This window comes from Paraburkholderia terricola (assembly GCF_900142195.1).
GTDB lineage: Bacteria > Pseudomonadota > Gammaproteobacteria > Burkholderiales > Burkholderiaceae > Paraburkholderia > Paraburkholderia terricola.
The window spans coordinates 1-15,252 of record NZ_FRAB01000047.1; the positions used below are offsets into that span (position 1 = coordinate 1).

Below are 15,252 nucleotides of genomic sequence, written 5' to 3' on the forward strand. Positions count from 1 at the left end.
AATTAGCGGTGTGAGCCGCTTTCTTTTGCCTACTTTTCTTTGCGGCCGGCAAAGAAAAGTAGGTGCCGCCCCGCACAGGGGCAACGCTAATAGACCACTAACAAATCAAGCAAAGGCCAAAACAGCAAAACAACAAAGCCACACCCCAACCCGCCGACCAGGCAAAAAAATCAAACCTGCCGAAGGCAATACTCAGCCACAGCATCCAAAACGAGATCATCCTCGCCAACGGCAACAGCACACCGAATCTCGGCAGAAGGAAACAACCCGCGACACCGCTCGACCACCGCAGGCAAATCCCGGCGAACATGCCCACCTTGCCCAAAAAAAACCGGCACAACGGTAACGACAGAACACCCGTCAGCGACAAGAACCCCAACAGCCGTCGGCAAATCAGGCTCCATCAACTCGAGAAAGGCCAACAAAACCGGCCCGGCCTCGCCGCGAGATGCCCGCGCGGCCCGCAGTTTGTCGGCGAGCCGCTCGAACGGCTCGCGCCAGCGCACATCGCGCGCGCCATGCGCAAACAACACCATCCCATGTGTAGCCATGACAAGGCTCCTAATGGCGATCGACCCACTTCAATCCGACTAACCCGAGCACCAGGTACACGAGCCCCGGAGTGGCCGCGGTCAACGCCGCTGGCCACGTATTCAACGTGCCGATATGCGAGAACAGCGTGTTGAACAATTGGAAACTCATCCCCAGCATAATCCCGCCGAACACCTTCACGCCCACCACGCCGGCGCGTGTATGCAGATAAGCAAACGGCAGCGACAACACCAGCATCACGAACACCGCGAACGGATACAGCAGCTTGCGCCACAGCGCGATTTCATACCGCTGCGTGTCCTGATGATTCTCCGTCAAATGCTGGATGTAGCGGAACAGGTTGAACATCGACATGCGGTCCGGCGACACCAGCAGCACCGACAGAATCTGCGGCGTCAATTCCGAACGCAGCGAATACTCCGGCAAGCTCACCTGCTTCGCGCGGTACACGGGGTTCAACGCATCGGCGGGCGTGCCGGTGGGCGGCGCTACGTCGATCAACTGCGTATCGGTCACGCCCGTCAGTTGCCAATGACCCGGCGGCTGGTACTTGCCGCTCTTGGCCATGCGGACGTTCGACAGGCGGAACTTCGAATCGAATTCGTAAATGCGCACGTTGCTGATCGTGGCGTCGGGCTTCAATTCGCCGACGTTCACGAAGCGCGTGACCTGCTCGCCGTCCGAGCGCGCCGTGAGCGTGTCCTTCACCCACACGCCCGACTCGAAATTGCTCGATACCGACGAGCCCATCGCCTCGAGCCGCACACGCTCCGACAATTGATCCGTGTACGGGCCGACCACTTCGCCGATCAGATACGTGAGGAACACGAGCGGAATGCCGATCTTCAGCAGCGAGCGCAGCGCCTGATTGGTGGCGAGACCGGACACGCGGAAAATCGTGTACTCGGAGTTCGCCGCCATCTGCGCGAACACATAGATCGCGCTGATCAACGCGGCGACCGGAATGATTTCGTAGAACCGCGAAGGCGTTTGCAGCGCAACCCGCAACACCGCGTACTGGAACTTGTAGTTGCCGTGGCCGACGGAATTCAGTTCGTTGATCAGGTCGAAGAAAAAGAACAGACCCGAAAACGCAAACAGAATGAAGATGAACGTGAGGTAGATCTGACGCGCGAAATACCTTTCATAGATGCGCATCGCTCAGCTCCCCCGCGAACGGTTGAACATCGCCCGCGTGAAAAGCGGCCGGTTGCGCACGCGCAGCCAGAAAATGAACGCGACGATCGCCGCCACGACGACGTGCAGGCTCACGAGCCCAACCCCGAACGACAGCTTGCCTTGCTCGATCCACGCCTGCACCACGTTCAACAGATTCGAATACGTCAGATAGATCAGGACCGCCATCACCAGGTTGATGGTGCGGCTGCGCCGCGGATTCTGATGCGCAAGCGGAATCGCGAGCAGCATCAGGTTGATCGCGATCAGCGGCAGTCCCGCGCGCCATGCGAATTCGGCGAGGTTCTCGCGGGTCGGATTGCGCAACAGCGTGAGCGTGGGCGTGCCGGTGGTGGTCGGCTTGTTGACGACCGGCTGGCTCTGGATCTTCACGCCATAGCGCTCGAATTCCATGATGCGGAAATCGGGGTGCCCCGGTTCGCCGTCGTAGCGGCGGCCGTTTTCCAGCACCACGAAGCGGTCGCCGTTCTTGCGCGTCTCGGTATGGCCGTTCTTCGACACCACCACGTTGACCTTGCCGTTCTCGGTGCTGGTCACGAACACGTTCTCGACATGCCCCTGATCGGGCGACATCTTCTCGATGAAGAACACCCGGTGGCTGCTGGCCGACTCGCGGAACTGGCCCGGCGCGAGCAGCGAAACCTCGTCGCGCTGCTGGAAGCGCGCGCGAATCAGTTTGTTCTGCTGGTTCGACCAGGGCCAGCCGACGAACACGAAGAACATGATGAGGAGGACGATCGGCGTGGCAAAGACGCCGATCGGCTTGATGAATTGCGTGAGACTCACGCCCGACGACAGCCATACGACCATCTCGGAGTCTTTGTACCAGCGTGTGAGGACGAACAGGATCGACACGAACAGGGTAGCGACGAGCATGATCGCCAGATAGCCGATCACGGTCAGGCCGATCAGGACCAGCACGTCGCGCGGGTCGATCTCGCCCGAGGCCGCGAAGCCGACGATGCGGATCATCATCGTCGTCAGCACGAGCGTGAGCAGAACCATGAACACGGCACCAGCCGTGTACGCGAGTTCGCGCTGGAGGGAGCGTTCGAAGATCATTATTGATGACGAGAGGGGGCGCTCTCGGCGGCGCGCGGGTTGCTCCCCATCACGCCCCCGGTGCAGCCGCCGCGGGAAAAATAGCGGATAATTGCGGCTTTCATCCTAAGCCCAGATTTTATCCGAGGACAAGCGCGATGGACTTTAGCATAAAAGCCTGTGATTGGACCAAAGGCTCGTCAAACGGTTTCCTGACCGGGAAATCGGATTGCATCGTAATCGGCGTGTTCGAGTCGCAGACGCTCTCGGGCGCAGCGCTGGAAATCGACGCGGCCACCAAGGGCCTTCTCACCCGCATCATCAAGGCGGGCGACATGGAAGGCAAGGCAGGCACCACGCAGTTCCTCCACGAAGTGTCGGGCATCGGCGCGTCGCGCGTGCTGCTCGTCGGTCTCGGCAAACAGGACGCGTTCGGTCAGAAGGCCTACGGCGAAGCCGTGCGGGCCGCCTGGCGCGCGCTGCTCGGCACCAAGATCGTCCAGGTCACCTTCACGCTCGCGCAGTTGCCGATCCAGGAGCGCTCGGCGGAATGGGGCGTGCGCGCCGCGATCCTCGCGCTGCGCGAACTGACCTACAAGTTCACGCAGATGAAGAGCAAGCCGGAGAACGGCGCGCGCGCGTTGAAGCGCATCGTCTTCAGCGTCAACACCGGCGACGAGAAGGCCGCCAAGCTCGCCGCGAAGCAGGGCGCCGCGCTCGCCAACGGCATGGACCTCACGCGCGACCTCGGCAATCTGCCGAGCAACGTCTGCACGCCCACCTACCTCGCCAACACCGCGAAGAAGCTCGCCAAGGACTGGAAGCTGAAGGTCGAGGTGCTCGGCGAGAAGCAGTGTGAAGCGCTCAAGATGGGCTCGTTCCTGTCGGTCACGGCAGGCTCGGTCGAGCCGGCGCAGTTCATCGTGCTGCAGTACCAGGGCGGCGCCGCGAAGGCCGCGCCGGTGGTGCTGGTCGGCAAGGGCGTCACGTTCGACACGGGCGGCATCTCGCTCAAGCCGGGCGAAGGCATGGACGAAATGAAGTACGACATGTGCGGCGCCGGTTCGGTGCTGGGCACGTTGCGCGCCGTCGCCGAAATGGGCCTGAAAATCAACGTCGTCGGCATCATCCCGGCGGTCGAGAACATGCCGTCGGCCACCGCCACCAAGCCGGGCGATATCGTCACCAGCATGAAGGGCCTGACGATCGAAGTGCTGAACACCGACGCCGAAGGCCGCCTGATCCTGTGCGACGCGCTCACCTACGCCGAGCGCTTCAAGCCGGCGGCGGTGATCGACATCGCCACGCTGACGGGCGCCTGCATCATCGCGCTGGGCCATCACAACAGCGGCCTCTTTTCGAAAGACGACGCGCTGGCGGGCGAGTTGCTCGACGCATCGCGCGAAGCATCCGATCCGGCCTGGCGCCTGCCGCTCGACGACGAGTACCAGGATCAGCTCAAGTCGAACTTCGCCGATGTCGCCAACATCGGCGGGCGTCCGGCGGGCAGCGTGACGGCGGCGTGCTTCCTGTCGCGCTTCACCGATGCCTATCCGTGGGCGCATCTGGACATCGCCGGCACGGCCTGGAAGAGCGGCGCGGCGAAGGGCGCCACCGGCCGTCCGGTGCCCTTGCTCGCGCAGTTCCTGATCGACCGCGCCGCGCAATGACGCATTGCTGTAAGGTTGAAAGTGCGTCTGTGGAAGCACAGCGGAGCCGCCGATGACGAGAATCGACTTTCACTCGAACGTCGGCGATTCGCTGCTGTATGCGTGCCGCCTGGTCCGCAAGGCGTATCAGGCGGGCCAGCCGACCATCGTGCTGGCCGAGCCCGCGCGCCTGCGAGCGTTCGACGAACAGTTGTGGACGTTCTCGCCGCTCGACTTCGTGCCGCACTGCATGGCGGGCACGCCGCTCGCCGCGCAAACCCCGATCGTGCTCGCCACGAACCTCGACGATGTGCCGCATCATCAGGTGCTGCTCAATCTCGGGGCAACGGTGCCGCCGCAGTTCGCGCGTTTCGAAAGATTGCTGGAAGTGGTCGGTAACGCACACGACGAACTCGCTGCTGGCCGCGAACGCTATCGTTTCTATCGCGATCGCGGCTATGCTTTGAACAATTACAAGCAGGGCAGTTAGGTCTTATCACGCCCGCGTCGCGTTGTGTCGTTGTCTTAGGATGCGGCGTGCGCGCGGCCTGCCTCGGCTTCGACTCAAACACGGAGAGCGCACGTGTCCGATTCCAACGACAATTCGATCCCGGTGCTGCACGAGGTTCTCGTACCGGGCAATCCTGCCCAGGCGCGTCCCGCGGCGGCCACGCAACCGGCGCCCGAGCCTGGCGCGCCGCGCGAACCGAGCTTCACTGTCGAACCGGTGCTTGCGCCCGAACCGGTGCTTGCGCCCGAACCGGTGCTTGCGCCCGAACCGGTGCTTGCGCCCGAACCGGTGCTTGCGCCCGAACCGGTACATGCGGCCGAACCTGCTCTTGCCCGGGACTCCGCGCAGGCGGCGGAACCCGCGCGTCACGCGGAACACGTTCAGCCGAGAAAGCGGGCAAGAGCGCACCCCGCCCTTGACTCGCTGCACGAGCGCGAAGCCGCGCTGGCCGCGCAACCCGGCGTGTTCGACCGAACCGAGCCGTTTGCGCCGCTAGAGGCCGGCGCGAGCGTGCCGCCGGACATCGCTCGCGAACCCGTCGACCAGGCACAGGCGGGCCTCGATGCGGATGCGATTGCCGAACGGCTCCGCGCACGGTTCGCGGGTTTTCTGGCAGGCGAGGGACGCGGCATCATCGAAGCGCGCTGCCGCGATGCATTGCAGGACCACACCGCCAGGCTCGTCAACCAGATCACGCGTGAAGTGGCGCTGAGTCTGGAGACCGAGATGAGCGGCTGGGTACGGGACGCGGTGGAAGAAGAAATGGCGCGGCGCTCAGGCAACGCCTGATGTGATGAAGCAGGGGCGCCCTTGCTGGCGCCTTCATTTGGCGCCTTCATTTGGCGCCTTCGTTCGGCGCCTTTAGCAAAGCGCCTTCACTTGAGCGTCATCACCCAGCTCGCGAGCGTGGCCGCCTGGTCAGGCGTGAGTTGCGTGTTGGCGGGCATCGGCACCGGACCCCATACGCCCGTGCTGCCATCCAGAATCTTGCGCTTCAGATACGTGACGGCGTCTTCGCGGACGGCATATTTCGCCGCGACGTCGTGCAGTGCCGGTCCCATGAAAGAACGGGACACCGAATGGCAGCTCATGCAGTTCTGCTGCTGCGCCAGCATGAGTCCGGCGGCGGCCTCCGCGTGCGCCGCGGGACTGCCGGCGCTTAGGGTCGCGCCGAGCACGCCGGCTATTGCAAGCGCTGCATACGACATTGATTTCATTCTGGTCTCCACCGGTGCAGGTGCCCGGCTTGTGGTGCAAGCATTATAAAAGCAAAGGGGCGCACGGTTTGCCGTGCGCCCCTTTGCGCTTTTACGTAGCCGCTTGTCGCCCACCGCTCATGACGCACACACGACCCGGAGCGCGCCGAACGGAGCAGGATCAGCCCGTCACCGCGCCCTTGTTGGCGGGCAGCGCGAGTGCCGAATACTTCGCGAGCACGCCACGCGTGTAGCGCGGCTTCGGTTGCTGCCATGCGGCGCGGCGACGCTGCAATTCGGCGTCGTCGATGTTCAGTTGCAGCAGCAGCTTATGCGCGTCGATCGTGATCGAGTCGCCTTCCTGCACGAACGCGATCGTGCCGCCCACGAAGGCTTCCGGCGCGACGTGACCGACCACCATGCCCCACGTGCCGCCCGAAAAACGGCCGTCGGTGATCAAGCCGACGCTTTCGCCGAGACCCTTGCCGATGATCGCGGAAGTGGGCGCGAGCATCTCCGGCATGCCGGGGCCGCCCTTCGGGCCGAGATAGCGCAGCACCACCACGTCGCCGGCGACGATCCTGTCGGCCAGGATCGCTTCCAGCGCGCTTTGCTCGTCGTCGAACACGCGGGCCGGGCCGGTGATGACCGGGTTCTTCAAGCCGGTGATCTTGGCGACCGCGCCGTCTTCGGCGAGATTGCCCTTGAGGATCGCAAGGTGGCCTTCGTTGTACAGCGCTTGCGCGATCGGGAAAATCACCTGCTGGTCGGCGCGCGGCTTGCCCGGCACGTCTTTTAGTTCCTCGGCGATCGTCCTGCCGGTGATCGTGATGCAATCGCCGTGCAGGAGACCCGCGTCGAGCAGGATCTTCATGACTTGCGGAATGCCGCCGGCCTTGTGCAGATCGGTCGCGACGAACTGGCCCGACGGCTTCAGATTGCAGATCACCGGCACCTTCTTGCGCATGCGCTCGAAGTCCTCGATGCTCCATTCCACTTCGGCCGCGTGCGCGATCGCGAGGAAGTGCAGCACGGCGTTGGTCGAGCCGCCCGTGGCCATGATCACGGCCACGGCGTTTTCGATCGACTTCTTCGTGATGATGTCGCGCGGCTTCAGATCCTTCTTGACCGCTTCCACCAGCACGCGTGCCGATTCGGCGGCCGAGTCGACCTTTTCCTGGTCGGGATTGGCCATCGTCGACGAGTACAGCAGCGACATGCCGAGCGCCTCGAACGACGAGCTCATCGTGTTGGCGGTGTACATGCCGCCGCATGAACCCGTCGACGGACACGCGTTCTTCTCGACCCCTTCGAAATCTTCCTGCGACATGCGGCCGGCCGTGAACTCGCCCACTGCCTCGAACGACGACACGATGGTCAGGTCCGTGCCCTTCCAGTTGCCCGGACGGATCGTGCCGCCGTACACGTAGATGCTCGGCACATTCGCGCGCAACATGCCGATCATGCCGCCCGGCATGTTCTTGTCGCAGCCGCCGATCACGACCACGCCGTCCATCCACTGGCCTTGCACGCAGGTCTCGATGCAGTCGGCGATGACTTCGCGCGACACGAGCGAGTACTTCATGCCTTCGGTGCCCATCGACATGCCGTCCGAGATCGTCGGCGTGCCGAAGATCTGCGGATTCGCATCGGCGGCCTTGACTGCGGCGACGGCCGCGTCGGCCAGACGCTGCAGGCCGGCGTTGCATGGCGTGATGGTCGAGTGGCCGTTGGCGATGCCGATCATCGGTTTGTCGAAGTCTTCCTTCTGATAGCCGAGCGCGTAGTACATCGAGCGGTTCGGCGAACGCGCCACGCCTTGCGTGATGTTCTTCGAGCGACGGTTGTATGCCATGGGGAACTCCAGTCTGTTTTGTTTTGACCCGGGCTGCAGGTTCGCCGCGGACCTTGTCGATGCGCTTGCCGGCGAGTGCCGCCGGCGCGTCAGTTCAGTGTAGTTCCGACGCGTCGCGCAAGGATGCGGTTTTGCCAAGCGCCTGTCCAATATATTATTCGGGCTCGACTAGGTCGTAAAATCTATTAATCATGCTGCCCGCCATTCCCGACTTGCGCCAGTTGCGCTATTTCGTCACCGTCGCCGAAGAAAAGCACTTCGGCCGCGCCGCCGCGCGCCTTTCGATGACGCAGCCGCCGTTGTCGCAGGCGATTCGCGCGCTGGAGGAGACGCTTGGCGTCGAACTGTTCGCGCGCACCAAGCGCTCGGTCGAACTCACGCCGGTGGGCGCCGATCTGCTGCCCGAGGTGCAGCGCCTGCTGGCAAGCGCCGAGGGCTTGCGGCCGCTCGCGCAAAGCCTCGCGCGCGGCGAGGCGGGCGTGCTGTCGCTGGCGTTCGTCTCCACCGCGGACTACGGCTTGCTGCCGCTGCTGCTGCGCGATTTCGGCGCGAGGCATCCGCGTGTGCGGCTCGAATTGACCGAAGCCACCAGCGACGTGCAGGTGGACGAACTGGTAGCCGGGCGCATCGACGCGGGGCTCGTGATCGCGCCGCTGCCGTCGCGTCATGCCACGCAACTCTCGTGGCTGCCGATCGCCCGCGAGCCACTGGTGATTGCGATGTCGACGGAATTGGCGCAGCGGCTAGGCGCCGCCGCCGGGTCCGATGCGGACCCGCAGGCCGAGTGGCTCGACACGCCCGTCAGCCTGCGCGACGTCGCCGACGCGCCGCTCGTGATCTTTCCAAGGCGTTTGGCGCCGGGCTTTTATGACATCATTATGGATTGCTACGGCGTGGCGGGCCTCGCGCCCCGCGTCGGCCAGGAGGCGATCCAGATGCAGACCATCGTGAGCCTCGTGTCGGCGGGAATGGGTGTCGCACTGGTGCCGCAATCGTTGCGTAATCTGCGCCGCACCGGCGTCGTGTACCGGCCGCTCTCGGAGTCGGTGCCCGCGATCGAAACGGGGCTGGTCTGGCGTACCGCGGAGGTGAGCCCGGTGCTCGCGGGCTTCATCGAAATCGTGCGCGCGCATGCGGCCACCGTCGAGGCGCAGTCCGTCGCGCCGCGTCTTTAGCAGCGGGGCGGCCGCGAACGCATTGCGCGCCGCACCGTCCAACGCATGCGCCGCCCGCTGCGCCCACCGCTTTCCGCCATTCGACAATCGCTTGAACAATCCGCTTCTGAACCTGAACCGCCCATAACAACACGATGCTCATTCACCCGAATTTCGACCCCATTGCCATTCATCTGGGGCCGCTCGCCGTGCGCTGGTACGGCCTCATGTACCTCGTCGCGTTCATCGCGGCGATCGTGGTCGGCCGGCTGCGGCTGCGCTTGCCGTATGTCGCCGCGCAAGGCTGGACCGCGAAGGACATCGACGACATGCTGTTCTACGGCGTGCTCGGCACGATTCTCGGCGGCCGGCTCGGCTATGTGCTGTTCTACAAGGCGAGTTTTTATTTCGCGCATCCGCTCGACATCTTCAAGGTGTGGGAAGGCGGCATGTCGTTTCACGGCGGCTTTCTCGGCGTGACGGTGGCCATGGCGCTGTTCGCGCATCAGCGCAAACGCTCGTGGCTGCAAGTCACCGATTTCGTCGCGCCGATGGTGCCGACGGGGCTCGCGGCGGGCCGCCTCGGCAACTTCATCAACGGCGAGTTGTGGGGCCGCGTGACCGACCCGGCCGCGCCGTGGGCGATGCTGTTTCCGGGCGCCGCGCCGGAGGACGCCGCGTGGCTCGCCGCGCATCCGCAGCTTGGCGCGCAATGGCATCTGAGCGAGGTGTTCACGCAATATCACATGCTGCCGCGTCATCCGTCGCAGTTGTATGAGATCGCGCTGGAAGGTGTCGCGTTGTTCTTCGTGCTGTTCTTCTTCTCGCGCAAACCGAAGCCGCTGGGCGCGATTTCGGCGGTGTTCCTGATCGGCTACGGCCTCGCGCGCTTCACGGTGGAGTTCGCGCGCGAACCGGACGACTTCCTTGGGCTGCTGGCAATGGGGCTGTCGATGGGGCAGTGGCTCTCGCTGCCGATGATCGTCGCGGGCATCGCGATGCTGGTGTGGTCTTATCGCCGGGCGCGACGCGAACCGGCGGTGGCGGCGGGCGCGAACTGAGCGCCGCGCTATCTGTTGTCTTCGTAGTCAATTAAAAAGCCACGGCATGCCGTGGCTTTTTAACAGCGGTGCGTGAGATTCAGCGCAAAACGCGTTACTTCATTTGCACCGAACCCGATACGTTGACCGTCACGGTCGACGTGCCGCCTTCGATCGGCATGGGCGCCGAGACCTTGGCGTCGGCGCTCATGGCGCGCGCGCTCATCATCATCATGGGGCGCGGAATGACGCCGTTGTGCCCGACGTTGACCTCGCGAATCGAATAACCGCCGTAGCCGAATGCTTGCGCCGACGAAGCGGCCTGCTCGCGGAACGACTTGATGGCCTCGCCGGTGAGCTTCTGTTCCGCGGCGCGCTGCGCTTCGGGCGACAGCGAGAACTGCACGTTGCCGACTTGCATGATCGATGCCAATTGGCCCGCGAGCTTCGAAGCCGCGGCGAAGTCGCGCGACTTGAGCACGACCTCCGTGCGGCCGCGCCATGCGGAAATGCGCCCGTCACGATCGGTGGACGGATAGATCGAGAACGAACCCGTGCGCGCCGTCACCTCGTTCACGCCCTTGGCTTTTTGCAGCGCCGAGTCGGCGCGTTGATTCAACGTCGACGTGAGCGCCGACGGATCCTTCGCTTCCTGCTCGTAGAACAGCGTGATGTCGACCACGTCTTGCGGCACGTCCGCGCTGGCCTGTGCGTTTAGCGACAGCACGCCCGCCGGCTGATACTGCGGCGCGTTCTGCGCGCGAGCCACGGCCGGCGTGAGCGCGAGCGCGGTGGGAGCGATGCATGCGAGAGCGAGCGCGATTGCACGTGCGGTGTTTTTCTTCATTGTTGGACTCCTTGCCTGAACAGGTGATGCACGATCGGAGCGAACGCCGCGCATTGGCGACGCCATCGGCATGAGCCAATGGCACGGCGTTTGCGGTCCAGCGTTTGCGAGTCCGTTAGGCGCTTGTAACCTGAGCTTGGTTCCCTAATTTGACGTTGCCTGACAGGCTCGATCCTTGCCGCGCGCAGTTCGGCGCATGGATCGGGCCGTAACGTGCCGCGTGCGCGTGCAATGTCAAATGAGTCGTTGGGTGATGAAGCGCCATTCGGCTTCGGTCACCGGCGTGATCGACAGGCGGTTGCCTTTGGCGAGCACGCGCATGTCCTTCAATTCTTCGTGCTCGCGCAATGCGGCAAGCGGAATCAGCGGGATCTTCTTCTTGAACACGACGTCGACGAGCATCCAGCGCGGCGTTTCCTGCGACGACTTCGGGTCGTAGTAGGGACTCTTCGTGTCGAACTGGGTGGGGTCCGGATAAGCAGTGGACGATACCTCGGCGAGCCCCGCAATGCCCGGCTCGGGACAACTCGAGTGATAGAACAGCACGCCGTCGCCGACCTGCATCATGTCGCGCATGAAATTGCGCGCCTGATAGTTGCGCACGCCGGTCCACGGCAGCGTGCGGTGCGGTGCGTGGGCGAGATGGTCGATGCTTGCTTCGTCCGGTTCGGACTTCATTAGCCAGTAGCGCATGAATCGAATTGGAACGTTAAGGGGTTTGAAGATGCGGAAGAAAATCGAGGCCCAAAGAAAAACGGCACCGAACCGAAGTCCGATGCCGTTCCAAATAAGGTCCCCGCCTTAGCCGCTAGGCCGGCATCCTGAACCGGGGGTTCAGAATTGGTCGCAGTTAGCAACACTTCGGGTACATCAGACAGAGTGACGCGCACGCCCGTGCTACAAATTTCCGCAACCGTGCACATGGCATTGGTTCAAGGAATATATGACCTTGGCGAACCAGGCAGGGAAGCTAAACCGATGAAACTAAAACGATGGAATTCAAACGTTTGCCGAGTCTTGTTGACTACCGCTCATGCACTTCGCTTGAATCAGCAGCCAATCTCGCGACCGGCCACTAGATAATTATTGCATGCTGTACTGCTCGATCACAGTACCCAGTTGCTCGTTCATTTGATGCATTGTACGCCGGATTTCCTCAGCGGGAAATGCTTCTCCGTGCCGCACGCTGCTTTGCAGCTTAAGCAGTTCCGATGCCAGCGACAGCGCAGCCATGACGGCAATGCGATCCGTGCCGCGCACGTTGCTGTTATTGCGGATCTTCGACATTTCGGCGTCGACACGCGCGACCGCTTCAAGCAGTGCGCCTTCTGTTTCAGCCGAGCAGGCGAGACGATAGGGCACGCCGAGAATCGACACTTCGATCTGCTTCGTGGTCATGCGTTTTCTCCGTGGCGGGTCACGTCGCTCCCGGTTTCGGCTTGATGCTGGGCGGGCTCGAGCAGATCGAGCTGGTTGTCCGGCTCATTGTGCGCGCGTGCCCGCGGCAGTTTCTCGAGAATCGCATTCAGCCGCACCTGGGCGTCGTCGATCTTGGCCGACAGTGCGTCGCGTTCCGCTTGCAGCGCATCGCGTTCCTCGCGAAGCATTGCAAGTTCCGTGCGCGTGGCTTCGACTTCGGCGCGTGATTGGGCGAGCTGCTCTTCGAGCGCGAGGCGCGCTTCGTTGTGGCGCTGGCTGATCGCGATCAGCTTGCCGATGTTCTGTGAAAGTGTTTCGAGTTCGGTGAGCATGTGCTGCGTCCTCTAAAGACATCGCATTTTAGCGCGGAATATCGCGGGTTCCGACATTTGTCTCGTTTCGAGACGTAACAACCTCGCTTTATGCAGGCATTGATCGACCATATGATGAAAAAGTACTCGCGCATCGGACAATAACCCGCACTTAACCGAACAGATCGCGCAACGATCAACGATTCTTGACGGGCTCCGGGGCCGCTCCTAAACTGGCCGCACTCTGGTGCCCGCGCGCGCTTTCACAGTGCGCGCAGTTAAACGGGAAGCAGGGCGCGTCGTTCGCCAGAACGCGCGAACCTGCGCTGCCCCCGCAACGGTAAGCGACCGCATTCATCATGCAGGTCGGTCCTGATCGCGTGTTCGAAGCTGAACGTGCGAGTGTGCCACTGCGCGTCACGCGTGGGAAGGCGGGATCGATGTGTCGCCAGCCCGGATACCGGCCAGAGGGAGAGGAACGTCCGCGAAAACGTTGAAAAGCGCGGGCGCCTCGTTACGCATCGGCCTGCGGGGAAGCGGGCCGCGCACGTTACCCACAGGAATGTCATCCCATGCTGTCCCCCATCGCTCGCGCGGCGTTGCTCGTTTTTGCGGGCGTGCCGCTCGTCGTGCACGCTCAGGCCGCTGCTGTTTCCACCTCGTCCGGTGCGTCTTCTTCCACCTCGTCCGCGGCTGCCGCGGCTGCAGGTTCATCGCCCACTGTGTTGTCGCCGGTGGTCGTCACGGCGGGGCGTGGCCCGCAAGCGCTCGCCGACGCGATTCCGCCGACGGCGCTGTTCGATCAGCAGGACATCGCCGACAGCACCGCGACCGACTTGCCCGGCCTGCTGCAACTCGCCCCCGGCGCGCAAATCTCGCGTACAGGTGGCCCTGGTTCGACCACGAGTCTGTTTTTGCGTGGCGCGTCGTCGACGCAATCGCTGGTGCTGATCGACGGCGTGCGGGTCGACTCGGTGAGCCTCGGTACATCGCAGCTCGCACAGATCCCGCTCGACCAGATCGATCGCGTTGAAGTGGTGAACGGCAACGTGTCCGCGCTATACGGTTCGGGCGCGATCGGCGGGGTGGTGCAGGTGTTCACGAAAGACGGCGGCGACCATCCTCCGCGTTTCAACTTTTCGGTGGGCTACGGCAGCTATCACACGCAGACGCAGCAGGCCGGCGTGAACGGCGCATTGGATAAGGACGGCGCCACCACCTTCAACCTGTCGCTTGCCCGTTCGAAGGACGACGGCTTCTCGTCGCTGAATCCGCGCGAGGCGCCGCAAGCCAATCCGAACGCAAACGGCTATCTGAACGAAAGCATTTCGGCTTCGCTGCGTCACAAGTTCAACGACCAATGGAACGCGGGCGTCACGTATTTCCAGTCGAACGGCAACAACAGTTACGACAACGCGTATGGCGTGCCGACCGATTCAAACAATCTGTATAGCAAGGTGCGTCAGATGTCGGTGTTCGCGAACGGCAAGCTGACCGATTGGTGGACCACCCACTTCATCGTCTCCGAAGGCGACGACCGCAGCGTGTCGAAAACCAACGGCATCTATAACGGCCGCTTCGATACCGACAATCGCCAGTACACGTGGCAGAACGATTTCGCGTTCGCCGCGCAGCAGAAGTTGCAGGTGGGCTATGAGCATCTCGATCAAAGCCTCGACTCGGATACGTTCGCGGCGCCGGATCGTCATGTGGATTCGGGTTTCGTCGGCTATACGGGGCGCTTTGGGCGCAACCAGATTCAGGCCGATGTGCGGCGCGACCAGTATTCCGATTTCGGCGGAGCGAACAGTTACTATCTCGGCTACGGTTTCGACATCACCGGCCATTGGAAGGCGACTGCAAGCTATTCGGATTCGTTTCGCGCGCCGAGCTTCGACGATCTGTACTATCCGTACAGCGGCAACGCGTCGATTCAGCCGGAGCGCAGTCATTCGATCGAGGCCGCGTTGCAGTACGCATCGAACGCGCTCGGCGTGATGCGCCTGAGCGCGTTCCAGACGCGCTATTCGAATCTGATCGATTATCAGCAGGTGACGCCCGGCATCTATCTGGCCGAGAACGTTGGGCATGCGAAAGTGCAGGGACTCGAAGGATCGTGGAGCGGCCATGTCGGCAAGACGGACGTGCGTGCGTCGTTGACGCTGCAAAATCCCGTCGACCTCGACAAAGATGCCGACCTTCTGCGGCGCGCGCGGCGTTTCGGATCGCTCGCGGTGAATCGCAGCATCGCCGGCTGGCGCGTGGGCGGCGAGTGGATCGTGAGCGGCGCGCGCGAGGATAGCAGCGGCAAGCTGGGCGGCTACGGCGTGGTAAATCTGTCGGCGCGCTACAACATCACGAAAGCGTGGTACGTGGCCGCGCGAATCCACAACCTGTTGAACAAGGACTATGAAACGGCCTACTCGTATAACTCGCCCAGGCGCGGTGCGTATGTCACGGTTGGCTGGCAGCAGCAGTGA

At 63.0% G+C, this 15,252-nt stretch carries 15 protein-coding genes, 1 other RNA gene and 1 riboswitch; of the genes, 6 read left to right on the top strand and 10 right to left on the bottom strand.

What is annotated here, in order from left to right; all coding sequences use genetic code 11:
• Nucleotides 1–170 precede the first annotated feature (170 nt).
• The 3 genes from BUE39_RS28135 to lptF are packed head-to-tail and all read right to left on the bottom strand — an operon-like array spanning nucleotide 171 to nucleotide 2,811.
• Nucleotides 171–551, bottom strand: coding sequence for a sirohydrochlorin chelatase (locus tag BUE39_RS28135; protein WP_073431946.1), 381 nt, complete (start codon nucleotides 549–551; stop codon nucleotides 171–173).
• 10 nt (nucleotides 552–561) lie between these two features.
• A complete protein-coding gene (lptG, locus tag BUE39_RS28140) occupies nucleotides 562–1,710 on the bottom strand; it encodes an LPS export ABC transporter permease LptG (protein ID WP_073431947.1) in 1,149 nt (382 codons plus the stop codon).
• Between the two features lie 3 nt (nucleotides 1,711–1,713).
• A complete protein-coding gene (gene lptF, locus BUE39_RS28145) occupies nucleotides 1,714–2,811 on the bottom strand; it encodes an LPS export ABC transporter permease LptF (RefSeq protein ID WP_073431948.1) in 1,098 nt (365 codons plus the stop codon).
• 137 nt (nucleotides 2,812–2,948) lie between these two features.
• On the opposite strand from lptF, the gene BUE39_RS28150 reads away from it, so the two are divergent.
• The 3 genes from BUE39_RS28150 to BUE39_RS28160 all read left to right on the top strand — a co-directional run bounded on the left by BUE39_RS28150 (nucleotide 2,949) and on the right by BUE39_RS28160 (nucleotide 5,739).
• On the top strand, nucleotides 2,949–4,460 hold the full coding sequence (locus BUE39_RS28150; RefSeq protein WP_073431949.1) for a leucyl aminopeptidase: 1,512 nt from the start codon (nucleotides 2,949–2,951) through the stop codon (nucleotides 4,458–4,460).
• Between the two features lie 52 nt (nucleotides 4,461–4,512).
• Nucleotides 4,513–4,929, top strand: coding sequence for a DNA polymerase III subunit chi (locus BUE39_RS28155; protein ID WP_073431950.1), 417 nt, complete (start codon nucleotides 4,513–4,515; stop codon nucleotides 4,927–4,929).
• 93 nt (nucleotides 4,930–5,022) lie between these two features.
• On the top strand, nucleotides 5,023–5,739 hold the full coding sequence (locus BUE39_RS28160) for a DUF2486 family protein (protein WP_073431951.1): 717 nt from the start codon (nucleotides 5,023–5,025) through the stop codon (nucleotides 5,737–5,739).
• 86 nt (nucleotides 5,740–5,825) lie between these two features.
• Here BUE39_RS28160 and BUE39_RS28165 read toward each other — a convergent pair whose 3' ends face one another.
• The gene (locus tag BUE39_RS28165) at nucleotides 5,826–6,167 is read right to left on the bottom strand and encodes a c-type cytochrome (RefSeq protein WP_073431952.1); all 342 of its coding nucleotides are present in this window, start codon (nucleotides 6,165–6,167) and stop codon (nucleotides 5,826–5,828) included.
• 160 nt (nucleotides 6,168–6,327) lie between these two features.
• The gene (ilvD, locus tag BUE39_RS28170) at nucleotides 6,328–8,001 is read right to left on the bottom strand and encodes a dihydroxy-acid dehydratase (RefSeq protein ID WP_073431953.1); all 1,674 of its coding nucleotides are present in this window, start codon (nucleotides 7,999–8,001) and stop codon (nucleotides 6,328–6,330) included.
• A 191-nt stretch (nucleotides 8,002–8,192) separates the two neighbouring features.
• On the opposite strand from ilvD, the gene BUE39_RS28175 reads away from it, so the two are divergent.
• Together BUE39_RS28175 and lgt are read left to right on the top strand one after the other, a co-directional pair.
• The gene (locus tag BUE39_RS28175; protein ID WP_073431954.1) at nucleotides 8,193–9,176 is read left to right on the top strand and encodes a LysR family transcriptional regulator; all 984 of its coding nucleotides are present in this window, start codon (nucleotides 8,193–8,195) and stop codon (nucleotides 9,174–9,176) included.
• Nucleotides 9,177–9,310: 134 nt separating this feature from the next.
• On the top strand, nucleotides 9,311–10,216 hold the full coding sequence (lgt, locus tag BUE39_RS28180) for a prolipoprotein diacylglyceryl transferase (protein ID WP_073431955.1): 906 nt from the start codon (nucleotides 9,311–9,313) through the stop codon (nucleotides 10,214–10,216).
• Nucleotides 10,217–10,310: 94 nt separating this feature from the next.
• Here the strand turns inward: lgt and BUE39_RS28185 are convergent, their stop codons facing one another.
• From BUE39_RS28185 to BUE39_RS28205, 5 genes are all read right to left on the bottom strand, one after another.
• Nucleotides 10,311–11,042 (bottom strand): SIMPL domain-containing protein, encoded by a 732-nt coding sequence (locus tag BUE39_RS28185; RefSeq protein ID WP_073431956.1) that lies wholly within the window; start codon nucleotides 11,040–11,042, stop codon nucleotides 10,311–10,313.
• Nucleotides 11,043–11,276: 234 nt separating this feature from the next.
• Complete coding sequence (locus BUE39_RS28190) at nucleotides 11,277–11,735, bottom strand: EVE domain-containing protein (protein WP_073431957.1); 459 nt, start codon at nucleotides 11,733–11,735, stop codon at nucleotides 11,277–11,279.
• Nucleotides 11,736–11,831: 96 nt separating this feature from the next.
• Nucleotides 11,832–12,013: non-coding RNA, 6S RNA (gene ssrS / locus BUE39_RS28195), on the bottom strand.
• A gap of 112 nt (nucleotides 12,014–12,125) precedes the next feature.
• Entirely contained in the window at nucleotides 12,126–12,440 is a 315-nt protein-coding gene (locus BUE39_RS28200) for a cell division protein ZapA (protein WP_073431958.1), read from the bottom strand.
• The gene (locus BUE39_RS28205) at nucleotides 12,437–12,793 is read right to left on the bottom strand and encodes an ATPase (protein WP_073431959.1); all 357 of its coding nucleotides are present in this window, start codon (nucleotides 12,791–12,793) and stop codon (nucleotides 12,437–12,439) included. The genes BUE39_RS28200 and BUE39_RS28205 overlap by 4 nt, the downstream gene beginning before the upstream one ends.
• A 207-nt stretch (nucleotides 12,794–13,000) precedes the next feature.
• Nucleotides 13,001–13,255, top strand: a riboswitch (cobalamin riboswitch).
• A gap of 89 nt (nucleotides 13,256–13,344) precedes the next feature.
• Here BUE39_RS28205 and BUE39_RS28210 point away from each other — a divergent pair.
• Nucleotides 13,345–15,252, top strand: a complete 1,908-nt coding sequence (locus BUE39_RS28210) for a TonB-dependent receptor plug domain-containing protein (protein ID WP_073431960.1) — start codon at nucleotides 13,345–13,347, stop codon at nucleotides 15,250–15,252.

Coding starts and splice junctions, on each gene's coding strand:
- BUE39_RS28135 (WP_073431946.1), bottom strand. CDS start 551: ATGGCTACACATGGGATGGTGTTGTTTGCGCATGGCGCGCGCGATGTG.
- lptG (WP_073431947.1), bottom strand. CDS start 1,710: ATGCGCATCTATGAAAGGTATTTCGCGCGTCAGATCTACCTCACGTTC.
- lptF (WP_073431948.1), bottom strand. CDS start 2,811: ATGATCTTCGAACGCTCCCTCCAGCGCGAACTCGCGTACACGGCTGGT.
- BUE39_RS28150 (WP_073431949.1), top strand. CDS start 2,949: ATGGACTTTAGCATAAAAGCCTGTGATTGGACCAAAGGCTCGTCAAAC.
- BUE39_RS28155 (WP_073431950.1), top strand. CDS start 4,513: ATGACGAGAATCGACTTTCACTCGAACGTCGGCGATTCGCTGCTGTAT.
- BUE39_RS28165 (WP_073431952.1), bottom strand. CDS start 6,167: ATGAAATCAATGTCGTATGCAGCGCTTGCAATAGCCGGCGTGCTCGGC.
- ilvD (WP_073431953.1), bottom strand. CDS start 8,001: ATGGCATACAACCGTCGCTCGAAGAACATCACGCAAGGCGTGGCGCGT.
- BUE39_RS28175 (WP_073431954.1), top strand. CDS start 8,193: ATGCTGCCCGCCATTCCCGACTTGCGCCAGTTGCGCTATTTCGTCACC.
- lgt (WP_073431955.1), top strand. CDS start 9,311: ATGCTCATTCACCCGAATTTCGACCCCATTGCCATTCATCTGGGGCCG.
- BUE39_RS28185 (WP_073431956.1), bottom strand. CDS start 11,042: ATGAAGAAAAACACCGCACGTGCAATCGCGCTCGCTCTCGCATGCATC.
- BUE39_RS28190 (WP_073431957.1), bottom strand. CDS start 11,735: ATGCGCTACTGGCTAATGAAGTCCGAACCGGACGAAGCAAGCATCGAC.
- BUE39_RS28200 (WP_073431958.1), bottom strand. CDS start 12,440: ATGACCACGAAGCAGATCGAAGTGTCGATTCTCGGCGTGCCCTATCGT.
- BUE39_RS28205 (WP_073431959.1), bottom strand. CDS start 12,793: ATGCTCACCGAACTCGAAACACTTTCACAGAACATCGGCAAGCTGATC.
- BUE39_RS28210 (WP_073431960.1), top strand. CDS start 13,345: ATGCTGTCCCCCATCGCTCGCGCGGCGTTGCTCGTTTTTGCGGGCGTG.